General features: G+C 75.7%; 9 protein-coding genes and 1 pseudogene. 5 read left to right on the top strand and 5 right to left on the bottom strand.

Features of this window, described 5'->3' with window-relative positions:
- Nucleotides 1-206 (bottom strand): annotated as a pseudogene (locus ACSNOH_RS29955) (PucR family transcriptional regulator); the annotation flags it as partial.
- A gap of 353 nt (nt 207-559) precedes the next feature.
- Between ACSNOH_RS29955 and ACSNOH_RS29950 the strand changes: the two are divergent.
- From ACSNOH_RS29950 to ACSNOH_RS29935, 4 genes are all read left to right on the top strand, one after another.
- Nucleotides 560-1,345, top strand: coding sequence for a hypothetical protein (locus tag ACSNOH_RS29950; protein ID WP_436724583.1), 786 nt, complete (start codon nt 560-562; stop codon nt 1,343-1,345).
- Complete coding sequence (locus ACSNOH_RS29945) at nt 1,342-2,865, top strand: NADH-ubiquinone oxidoreductase-F iron-sulfur binding region domain-containing protein (protein WP_436724582.1); 1,524 nt, start codon at nt 1,342-1,344, stop codon at nt 2,863-2,865. The genes ACSNOH_RS29950 and ACSNOH_RS29945 overlap by 4 nt, the downstream gene beginning before the upstream one ends.
- A gap of 124 nt (nt 2,866-2,989) precedes the next feature.
- Nucleotides 2,990-4,021, top strand: coding sequence for an SCO0930 family lipoprotein (locus ACSNOH_RS29940; RefSeq protein WP_436724581.1), 1,032 nt, complete (start codon nt 2,990-2,992; stop codon nt 4,019-4,021).
- Nucleotides 4,022-4,160: 139 nt separating this feature from the next.
- On the top strand, nt 4,161-4,517 hold the full coding sequence (locus ACSNOH_RS29935; RefSeq protein ID WP_436724580.1) for a peptidase inhibitor family I36 protein: 357 nt from the start codon (nt 4,161-4,163) through the stop codon (nt 4,515-4,517).
- A 46-nt stretch (nt 4,518-4,563) separates the two neighbouring features.
- Here the strand turns inward: ACSNOH_RS29935 and ACSNOH_RS29930 are convergent, their stop codons facing one another.
- The 3 genes from ACSNOH_RS29930 to ACSNOH_RS29920 all read right to left on the bottom strand — a co-directional run bounded on the left by ACSNOH_RS29930 (nt 4,564) and on the right by ACSNOH_RS29920 (nt 7,400).
- Nucleotides 4,564-5,649: a polyprenyl synthetase family protein gene (locus ACSNOH_RS29930; protein ID WP_436724579.1), complete on the bottom strand. Its 1,086-nt coding sequence runs from the start codon at nt 5,647-5,649 to the stop codon at nt 4,564-4,566.
- Between the two features lie 246 nt (nt 5,650-5,895).
- On the bottom strand, nt 5,896-6,393 hold the full coding sequence (locus tag ACSNOH_RS29925) for a flavin reductase family protein (protein WP_436724578.1): 498 nt from the start codon (nt 6,391-6,393) through the stop codon (nt 5,896-5,898).
- Nucleotides 6,390-7,400 carry a D-2-hydroxyacid dehydrogenase family protein gene (locus ACSNOH_RS29920; protein WP_436724577.1) on the bottom strand — a complete coding sequence of 337 codons (1,011 nt, stop codon included), beginning with the start codon at nt 7,398-7,400 and terminating at the stop codon, nt 6,390-6,392. The genes ACSNOH_RS29925 and ACSNOH_RS29920 overlap by 4 nt, the downstream gene beginning before the upstream one ends.
- Nucleotides 7,401-8,153: 753 nt before the next feature.
- Between ACSNOH_RS29920 and ACSNOH_RS29915 the strand changes: the two genes are divergently transcribed.
- Nucleotides 8,154-9,713: a glycoside hydrolase family 47 protein gene (locus ACSNOH_RS29915; protein ID WP_436724576.1), complete on the top strand. Its 1,560-nt coding sequence runs from the start codon at nt 8,154-8,156 to the stop codon at nt 9,711-9,713.
- A gap of 23 nt (nt 9,714-9,736) precedes the next feature.
- On the opposite strand, the gene ACSNOH_RS29910 is transcribed toward ACSNOH_RS29915, so the two are convergent.
- A partial coding sequence (locus ACSNOH_RS29910) for a hypothetical protein (protein WP_436724575.1) occupies nt 9,737-10,260 on the bottom strand: 524 nt, incomplete at its 5' end.

Here is a 10,260-nt window from a genome sequence, read left to right as displayed (position 1 = left end):
CGCAGCCCGAGGGTCAGCAGGAGCGCCTCCTCGACGGCGGCCTGCACCGCTTCCGTGCCGATGCGCCGGGAGACCGCCGCGAACGCCGGCGTGCTCCGCTGCAGCTCCTCGGCCACCTGGGCGGCGACCGCCGGGAGTTCCTTCCTCACCACCCGGGTCCACTCGCCGCGCGGCCGCGACCAGATGCGGTTCAGGATTTCGCACATCGTCTACCTCCGTACTTCCGTACCGGGCGCGAGGGCCGGAAGCCGTGAATTGCGGGCCGGGTCCCTCTCGCCTGAGTGGGCATCATCAGCAGTCGGCGGCCGCCGCGGGGACAGCCGTACGGGAATTTGTCACAGCGCGATAAACCTTATGAAGATCCTGCGGAGATGGACGATGCTTCCGCACATTCGGTCGCCGGTCCTCCGGCGGCCGGCCGGTCACCCGGCGTGAATTCGACAAGGCCCCTGTCGGCGGACGACGCCGATGCGAGGGATTTCCGGATTTCTCAGGAACACGGGCGGTTGCCGCAATCACCGGCGGCCACCTGTCGGAGACCCGCATGAACATGTCGCGAATGCAAACCATCCCACCGCCGCACACCCAGCACCCCCAGCCGAGGCCACAGCCGAGGCCGCGGGCCCGGCCGCGCGGCGGGCCCCGCCGCCGGGCCCGCGCCGCGGCCGGGCGCCGGGCCACCAGGCCGCGGGGCCGGCCGCAGGTGCGGCCCTCGGCCCGCCCGGCCCTGCCGGCGGCGATCCTGCTGTTCCTCGCCGTCGCCGCACAGGCCGGCGTGGCCGAACGGACGCAGGAGTTCCTCGACTTCGGCGCGGGCGTGCTCGCGCTCGTCTCGCTCACCTCCACGGTGCTGTGGGGTCTGGCCGCGACGGGCCGGCGGCTGCTGGGCCCTGCCCACCGCCTCCTCGCCCAGGGCGTGCACCGCGGACTGGCCGTGGCCGGGCTCGGCTTTCTCGCCCTGCACGTCTGGGTCAAGGTTGCCGAGGACCGTACCAGCCCGGCGGCCGCGGCCGTTCCGTTCGCCGACAACGGGCAGCCGTTCCTCATCGGCCTGGGCACGATGGCGGGTTACCTCTTCGTCGCCGTGGCCGTCAGCGGGGCGGTCCGCAGCGCGTTCAGCGGCGCCGGCGGCTCGCGCCGCTGGCGGGCCCTGCACATGGCGGCCTACCCGGCCTGGGGCGCGGCCCTGGTGCACGGCCTGCACGCGGGCCGGCCTGCGGCCGACTGGGCCACGGCGGCCTACGCGCTGTGCCTGACGGGCGTGGCCGCCGCGCTCGCCCTGCGGCTGCGCGCACGGCTGCGCGAGGAGCGCGCGGAGCGCACCGGCCCCGGGGGGCAGTCGTGATCCGCACCATGCCCGCCGGGCCCGCAGTGCCCTCCCTGGCCGCCGTCGGACCGCCGCGGCTGCTGGCGGGGCTGGACGAGACGGCGTGGATGGACCGCGAGGCCCACCTGGCCGTGCACGGCCCCGCCCCCGCCCCGGACGTGGAGGAACTCGCCGGGCTCGCCGAGGACACCGGGCTCCGGGGCCGGGGCGGCGCCGGCTTCCTCTTCGCCCGCAAGCTGCGGGCCGTCGCCGCGGCGCAGCGCCGCAAGGGCTCCGCCGCGGCCGTCGTCGTCAACGGCAGCGAGGGCGAGCCCAGTTGCCTGAAGGACACGGCCCTGCTGCTCTACGCGCCCCACCTGGTGCTCGACGGCGCGCTCATGGCGGCGCGGGCCCTCGGCGCCCACCGCGTGGCCGTGGGCGTGACCCGCCCCGACGCCGAGCGGTCGGTGCGCCGCGCCCTCGCCGAGCGGGAGGCGGAGCCCGGGCCGCGGGCCGACGTGACCCTGCTGCCCGAGCGCTTCGTCACGGGCGAGAGCTCCGCGCTCGTCCGCGGCATCGACGGCGGCCCGGCCCTGCCGTCCGGGCGCAGGGTCCGCACCAGCGAGAGCGGGCTCGGCGGCGTTCCCACCCTGCTCTCCAACACCGAGACGTTCGCCCAGCTCGCCGCCGCGGCACGGCTCGGGACCACGGGCTACGGCGCGTGCGGGCTGCCCACCGAGCCCGGGACCGTGATGCTGACCGTGGCCGGCACCCACGTCGTGGAGACGCCGACCGGCGTGCCCCTGACGTACGTCCTCGACCTGTGCGGGACCGCGCCGGGCCAGGGCGTGCTGGTCGGCGGCTATCACGGCAGCTGGCTGCCGCCGGACGCGGCCCGCGCGGCCACAATCTCCCGCGACTCGCTGGCCGCGGCGGGCGGCGTCCTCGGGGCGGGCGCGGTGCTGCCGCTGCCCGAGACGACCTGCCCCGTGGGCGAAGTCGTCCGGACGGCACGGTGGCTGGCGGCGCAGTCGGCCGGGCAGTGCGGGCCGTGCGCCCTCGGCCTGCCCTCGCTCGCGGACGCGCTCGCCGACGCGGCGGACGGCGGCGGGCAGCGCGCCCTGGACGCCGCGCGCGCCCGGATGTCCGCCGTGCGGCAGCGCGGCGCGTGCGGCCACCCCGACGGCAGCGCCCGCTTCGTGTCCTCCGCGCTGTCGGTCTTCGCCGACGAGTTCGCGGCCCACGCCCTCGGGCACGGGTGTGCCCGTCCCGTGCTCGGCACCCTGCCGCTGCCCGAGGACGGCCTGCTGCACACCTCCGTGTCCGGGGCGCGTGCGGACGCCTCCGCACGCGCCCCGGCCGAACAGCTGCTGGTGGACTGGACGCTGTGCCGGGGGCACGGCCTCTGCGCGGACCTGCTGCCCGGGCTGCTGCGGCTCGGCACGGACGGCTATCCGGAGCGGGCCGTGATGCCGCTGCCCGCACGGATGCGCGGGCGGGCCCTGCGAGCGGTGCGGCGCTGCCCCGCCCTCGCCCTGCGCATCGCGGCCGCCGGCTGAACGCCCCCTGCCGCTTTCTGTCACCTGATGACAAGTTTCCGGCCCCGCTGAGCGTACGGCGGGCCGGCCCCGTATCTCCCCTGCAACGGCGGACCCCCGCCGGCACACGAACAAAGGACGGATCATGAACAAGCTGCGTCACGCCTCCCTCGCGGGAGCGGCGATCACGGTGATGGTGCTCACGGCGGCCTGCGGCGGCTCCGGCTCGTCCGCGAAGGACGACTACGGCAAGGCCCCGGCCGGAAGCTCCTCGAAGATCGGCGACGGGTACGGGGCGGGCCCGGCCGGCTCCTACGGCTCCGGGGGCGCCGGGGACTCCTCGCAAACGCAGGCCAAGAACGCCCCGGCCAAGGAAATGACGGTGCGTGAGGCCCCGGGGATCGGCTCCGTCGTCGCGGACAGCGCCGGCATGACCCTCTACCGCTTCGACAAGGACACGGCGCAGCCGCCCGCCTCCCTGTGCGACGGCGACTGCGCGAAGGCGTGGCCGCCGGTGCCCGCGGGCGACGCGACCGCCGCCTCCGGGATCGGGGCGGCGGTCGGGGAGGTCCGGCGCTCCGACGGCACCAAACAGCTCACGCTCGCGGGCTGGCCCGTCTACCGCTACGCCAAGGACACCGCGCCCGGCGACACCAAGGGGCAGGGCGTCGGGGGCACGTGGAGCGCCTTCGCTCCCGACGGGAAGAAGGCCGGCGGCGGCAAGGGAGGAGCCCAGGAAGGAAAGCCGGACGCGAAGCCCGGAACGACTCCGGAGACGAAGCCGGAGCCGAAGCCGGACGCGCAGGCCCCCGCCGGCGTCTCGGTCTCCGACAACCCCGCCCTCGGCAAGATCGTCGTCGACGGGCAGGGGCGCACGCTGTACCGCTTCGACAAGGACAGCGCGTGGCCCATGAAGTTCGCCTGCACCGGCACGTGCCTGGACACGTGGAAACCGGCCGGGCCCGTCGACAAGAGCGCCGTGCGCGGGGTGCCCGAGAAGCTGATCAGCACGGTCACGCGGCCGGACGGCACGAAGCAGCTGGCGGTCGACTGCTGGCCGGTGTACTGGTTCACGGGCGACAAGAAGCCCGGCGACACCGCGGGCCAGGGCAAGCAGGGGTTGTGGTTCGCGGTGAACGACCAGGGCAAGAAGGTCACCTCGGCCCCGCAGAGCTGAGCAGGCCGCGGCCGGAAGTCCCCGGGGCGGAGGACACGCCTGTGCTCCTTACGGGTGCGCCCCCGGGGAGGTCGCGCCCGCGATCCGCCCCCCGCGCAGGACGCTCTCTCCGTGACCGCACCCACCCCGGGAGGAAGAGATGACCGCGTCCCGCGTCCGTACGTCCCTCGTGCTCGCAGCCGCGGCGGCCCTGTGCCTGCCCTGCACCCCGCCGGCCTCGGCCGCCGCGGCCCCCGCGTGCCCGGGAGGGTCCGTCTGCTTCTACAGCACCGAGAACTTCGGCGGGAAGGCCTGGGAGTGGACAGCCAACAGCGGCTACCGCGACCTGCCGCCGGTGCTGCACGACCACGTCGGCTCGTTCGTCGCCTCCACCGACGCCTGCTTCATGGGCTACCAGCCCACCGAGAAGCGCGTGACGCACAACGGGGACTGGCGTTCGGCCTACCTCAAGGACTTCGGCGGGAGGATGGACGGGGTGGGCCCGGGCAAGTGCTGAGGGCCGGAAAGCTCTGACGTCACATCACTTGAGGTGCTTGCCCCGCTCACGCCGTCCGTACGGCGGCCTCCCGGGCCAGCTCGCGCAGGGTCGTGCGGGCGGCGGGCGGGAAGGCGTCGTGGTCGAGGGCCTGTTCGGCCTGGGCGCAGCGGGAGCGGATGAGCTCCTCGACGGTCGCGGGGGCGCCGGTCTCGGCGAGCAGGCGGCGGATGCGGCCGGCGCCCCTCTCGTCCAGGCCGGGGTCGCCCAGCAGGGCGCGCAGGGTCCGCCGCTGGGCGGGGTCGGCGCGTGCGAGGGCCAGGGCGACGAGGGTGGTGTGCTTGCCGTCCCTGAGGTCGTCCAGGCGGGACTTGCCGGTCACGGCCGGGTCGCCGTAGACGCCGAGGAGGTCGTCGCGGAGCTGGAAGGCGTCGCCGAGGGGCAGGGCGTAGTCGCTGAGCAGGGCGCGGAAGTCCGGGCCGGCGCCGGCGAGGGCGGCACCGATGTGCAGGGGGCGTTCCACCGTGTACTTGGCGGTCTTGCAGCGGCCGATCGCGAGCGCGCGGGCGGTGCTCGCGGTGGGCCGGCCGGTGGCCAGCAGGTCCAGGCACTGGCCGTACATCACCTCGGTGCGCATCGCGTCGACCAGCGGCAGGACGTGCGCGAGGCGGCCGGGGCGCAGCCCGGCGGTGTGCAGGAGCTCGTCGGACCAGACCAGGGCGGCGTCGCCGATCAGGAGGGCGGTGCTGGTGCCGAGGCGGGCGGCGGAGGCGCCGCTGCGCCCGGCGCGGTGGCGGGCGGCGAGGGCCCGGTGGAGGGTGGGCCGCCCGCGGCGGGTGGCCGAGCCGTCCATGAGGTCGTCGTGGATGAGGGCGAAGGCGTGGAACATCTCCAGCGAGGCCGCCACCCGCAGGGTGGGGGCGGGGGTGCCGTGGCCGCCCGCCGCGTGCCAGCCGATGACGCACAGCAGGGGCCGCAGGCGTTTGCCCCCGGAAAAGAGGAAGTCCCGGAGGAAGGCGGTGACCACGGCAGGATGGCCGTCCTCGGCGGCCGCGCGGGCCTTCTTCTCCAGGAATGCGGACAGCACGGCGTCGACCCGGTCCCGGAGCGCGGGCAGGTCCAGAGGCGTGGTCGCGAGATCAAGGGTGGGCATGGGGCGGTCCCTCCGCTGTCGCGTCCCGGTCCGAGGGTACCGCGGGCGGGGCCCGTCCGGCAGCGGCGCCCGGGAGCGAAGGGAGCACCGCGGACCGGTCGTGCGTACGAGGAGGGGGCGGCGGGCGCCCCCGGGCGCGAGGCGCTCGGGGGCGGGGACCGCCGGTTGCGCCCGCCGTGACGCGGTGTCGCGGTGCTCGCCGTGTCGCGGTGCCCCGCCGTGCCGCAGCGCCACCGTGACGCGCTGTCAGAGTCGCGCGGGTGCCGCCGCTCCGACCGCGCGCAGGGCGCCCTGCAGGTGGACCAGGCCGTCGCCGGGCTCGCCGTGCTCCGCGTGCTCGACGGCGGCGACGACCAGGTGGTGGTCGCCGGTGCGGATCACGTCGCGCCGGGAGCAGACGAGCCGCGCGAGGCAGCCTTCCAGGAGCGGCACGTGGTGGGGGCCTCCGGTCCAGCGCGTGGGCGGTGCGAACCGGTCGGCGCCCCGGGCGGCGAACCGTTCCGCCAGCCCGGTCTGGCCGGCCCCCAGGACGTGGATGCCGAACCAGCGCGCGTCCTTGATGCGCGCCCAGGTGGACGAGGAGTCGGCGAGGGCGAAGGAGACCAGGGCGGGCTCGGCGCTGAGCGAGGCGAAGGAGGTGATGGTCACCCCGGCGGGCCCGGCCGGGGTGGGCGCCGTCAGGACGGCCACGCCCGACGCGTGGGCCCGCAGCACCGAGCGCAGGGTGGCCGCGTCGACGGTCACCGGCCGGCCCCGGTCCGGGCGAGGTCCGGGCGGGCCGTTCCCGGGTGCCCGCCGAGGAAGCGGACGGGTGCCCCCGCGAGGTACGCCCGGATGTCCTCGACGGCCTGGCCGTAGTAGGCCGCGTAGTTGGCGCGGGAGACGTAGCCGAGGTGCGGGGTCGCGAGGAGGCGCGGCGAGGTGCGCATCGGGTGGTCCACGGGCAGCGGCTCGACGTCGAACACGTCGACGCCCGCGCCCGCGATGACGCCGGTGTGCAGGGCCTCGACGAGCGCATCCTGGTCGACGATCGCGGCCCGGGAGGTGTTGATCAGGTAGCTGGTGGGCTTCATCCGGCGGAGCTCCGCGGCGCCGACAAGACCTCGCGTCCGCTCGCTCAGCGCGAGGTGGACCGACACGAAGTCGCCGGTCTCCAGCAGCTCTTCCCTGGAGGCGGCCAGGCGGACGCCCACCTCGTCGGCGCGCTCGCGGGTGAGGTTGTGGCTCCAGGCGACGACGTCCATGCCGAAGGCGAGGCCGACCCGGGCGACGCGGCTGCCGATCTTCCCCAGGCCGAGCAGGCCGAGGCGGCGGCCGTGCAGGTCGGCGCCGACGGTGGACTGCCACGGGCCGCCAAGGCGCAGGGCGGTGGCCTCGGGCACCAGGCCGCGGGCGAGGCCCAGGATCAGCGCCCAGGTCAGCTCGGCGGGCGGGGTCGGGGAGCTGTCCGTGCCGCACACGGTGACGCCGTGCGCCTCGGCGGCGGCGTAGTCGATGACGGAGTTGCGCATGCCGGTGGCGACGAGCAGCTTCAGCCGGGGCAGCCGGGCGAACAGCGACGCCGGGAAGGCCACGCGCTCGCGGAGGGTGACGACGATGTCGAAGCCGGCGAGGGCGGCGGCGAGCTCCTCCTCGGCGGCGAAGTGACCGGGAAACGAGACGACGTCGACGTCCTCGGCGACGGGCGACCAGTCGGCGGCGGTGGCCGCGGCGGACTGGAAGTCGTCGAGCACGGCGCAGCGGAGTTTCATGTCAGCACTTTCCCTCGGGATGTGAGTGACGGTCACGGTGACGGGATGCGCGGATGCGCGGTGCGGCCCCGGTGAGCCCGCGGCCCGGCAGGCCGGTGCGGTACGCGGGCGGGCGCGCGGCCCGTCTGCGGCCCTGCCCGTGGCCGGGCCGCGGCGGCGGGCTGCCGCGCGGGCAGCGGTCCGGGGCGGCGAGCCCCGCCCGTCTGGACGCCGGCCGCGCGGGCCCGGCGATCAGGGCGGAGGTCCGGTGGCGGCGGCCGGGAGAGCAGCCGGCCGGCGGCGCCCCCGGGGCGGTCGGCGGCGGTCCGGGCGCGGTGAGGACGGCCGCTGCAGTGCGTCGTACGAGGCCGCTCGCGGGCCCGCGGCGGGCGTGGCCACCCGTGAAGTCCTCGGCATGGGCGCGGCCGTAGCCGCCGGGACCGGGACGGCCCTGCGGCGCACCTGCCGGGCGGCGCCGGCGCCCTCCGCGCCGATGGCGCGCCGCTCATCGGCCGGCGCGGCCGAGGCCCCGCCGGGGCGGCACCCCGCGTTCCCGGAAGGCCCCGCGCCCGGATCGTGATGCGCCATGCCGGAACTCACGCCCCTCCCCCGAAGGCCCGGTTTTCGATCATCCTGGCCAAGGCCGCCGAGCGAGGTCAATGGAGGCCGGACAGGCCGGTGGGGTGATCCGGGACACAGGCGGCCGGGGGCTCCGTGAGGAGCTCCGCCGCGCCTGCCGCCTCCAGCGGCGGACCCGTCGCATACTGCGGTCAAGTGTCCGGGTGGGGAACCGGTGACCAGGAGGACCTGCCCGCCATGACGTACGCATCGCCCGGCGCCCGGACGGCCCGGCCCGGGTTCACGCCCCGCCGCAGCCTGCTCTGCGCGCTCGCCGCCACGGGCGGGCTCGTGACGAGCGCCGGGCCCGCCCTGCTCACGGGCCCCGGCGGTGCGCGGCGCGCCGCGGTGGCGGCGCTGCCCGGCGGGACGCCCCGCTTCCCCTCCCGCGCCGCGCCGCCCGGCGCGCGGCGAAGGGCGCGGCCGGACCGGACGAAGGCGCAGGAGATCCGGGCGGAGTTCCTCCATGCGTGGGAGGGGTACAAGCGGTACGCCTGGGGGCACGACGAGGTGCTCCCGGTGTCGGGCCGCTACCGCGAGTTCTTCGCGAAGAACCACCCGGTGGGCCTGTCGATCATCGAGGCGGTCGACACGCTGTACCTGATGGAGCTCGACGACGAGGTCGGCCGCTGCGTCGACTGGATCAAGAGCCGCCTGGACTTCGGCGTGAACGCCGACTTCCAGGTCTTCGAGGCCGTCATCCGGCTGGTGGGGGGCCTGCTGTCGGCCCACCTCGCCACCGGTGAGAAGGAGTTGCTCAGCCTCTGCACGGACCTCGCGGACCGGCTGCTGCCCGCCTTCACCGCCTCCCCCACCGGCATGCCCTACCGGTACGTCAATCTGCGGACCGGCCGCGTCCGGGGGGCCACGCTGCCGCTGGCCGAGATCGGCACCAGCGTGCTGGAGTTCGGGGTGCTGTCCCGGCTGACGGGCGACGCGCGGTACCGGCGGGCGGCCGAGGGCGCCCTGCGCTCGGTGGCCGGGCGGCGGTCGTCGCTCGGCCTGCTCGCCACCCGGATGAACGTGGAAACCGGCCGGTGGGCCGACCGGGAAAGCGTCGCCGTGAACCCGCCGGCGGACTCGTTCTACGAGTACCTGTGGGGCGCGTGGGTGATGTTCGGCGACACGGAGTGCCGGGATTGGTTCCGGGCGTTCGCGGCCGCCATGCGGCGCCACCAGGCCGAACACGTGGACGGGCAGCTCTGGTTCAAGCACGTCGACTTCGCGACCGGCGAGCTCATCAGCCGCCGGGCGTCCGCGCTGTCCGTCGCCGTGCTGCCGGTCGGCGGGGACAACGAGCTGGCCGCCGGCCACTACCGGTCCTGGACGGCCGTGCTCGACAAGTACGAGGTCGTCCCCGAGGAGATCGACTACGGCCGCGGGCTGAAGGTCCTCAGCCCGCGGAACGACCTGCGGCCGGAGTACGCCAACTGCGCCTTCCAGCTGTACTGGCAGACCGGTGACCCCTACTACCGCACGACGGCGTGGCGCTACTTCCAGAACCTGAAGCGGCACCACCGCGTGCCGGGCGGCTACACGGTGCTCACCGACGTCACCAGACGGCCGATGGCCAAGGGCGACCTCTGCCCGGCGTACGTCTTCGCCGAGAACTTCAAGTGGCTCTACCTCACCTTCGCCGACGCTCCGCGCTTCGACTACGAGCGGGGCTGGCTCAGCACGGAGGGGAAGGTCCTCGACGGCTTCCGGGACGTGTGAGCACAGCCGTCCGGGCCCGGAGGTCAGGGCTTGAGCTGCTGCTTGACCTCGGCGACCTGCGGGCCGGTGTCCGCGGCCGGGACCTTCCAGCGGTCGTCGCTCTTCGTCCCGTCCGTGTAGACGAGCGTGCCGCCCCCGGCCTGGGCGGGGGTGAGGTCGAAGACCTTGGCGCGCACCTGAGAGGTCCCCGGTGCGATGCCTCCGGAGTGCCGGTACTTCTCCAGGACCGCCTTGGCGGCGTTGCCGTTGCCCGCGGGGACGGACTGCCCGTCGGCGGCGACCCAGCGCCAGCCGCCGCCCCCGGCGGGTGCCTCCTCGTCGGCTGGGTTGGCGCTCAGCGACTTCTCCAGCAGCGTGACGACGGCGAACGTGCCGTGCTGCGGGGTCACCCGGCCGACCGCCCGGGCGTAGACGACGGTCGTCGGGGTGATCTCCAGGATGCCGACCGTGCCCGCCCCGACGGTCCGCGACGGCTCGCCGAAGGCGAGTGCGGCGCCCTTGGGGCTGCCGGGGGCGCCGGGGGTCCGTTCCGCCAGGCGGGACTGCA

Source organism: Streptomyces sp. URMC 127, from assembly GCF_051386535.1.
In the GTDB taxonomy this organism is placed as follows: Bacteria; Actinomycetota; Actinomycetes; order Streptomycetales; family Streptomycetaceae; genus Streptomyces.
This window is presented reverse-complemented; position numbering and strand designations above follow the sequence as displayed.

What these genes read in the sequence shown, in the direction of transcription:
- ACSNOH_RS29920 (WP_436724577.1), bottom strand. Translation starts at nt 7,400, where the DNA reads ATGAAACTCCGCTGCGCCGTGCTCGACGACTTCCAGTCCGCCGCGGCC.
- ACSNOH_RS29935 (WP_436724580.1), top strand. Translation starts at nt 4,161, where the DNA reads ATGACCGCGTCCCGCGTCCGTACGTCCCTCGTGCTCGCAGCCGCGGCG.
- ACSNOH_RS29950 (WP_436724583.1), top strand. Translation starts at nt 560, where the DNA reads ATGCAAACCATCCCACCGCCGCACACCCAGCACCCCCAGCCGAGGCCA.
- ACSNOH_RS29930 (WP_436724579.1), bottom strand. Translation starts at nt 5,649, where the DNA reads ATGCCCACCCTTGATCTCGCGACCACGCCTCTGGACCTGCCCGCGCTC.
- ACSNOH_RS29940 (WP_436724581.1), top strand. Translation starts at nt 2,990, where the DNA reads ATGAACAAGCTGCGTCACGCCTCCCTCGCGGGAGCGGCGATCACGGTG.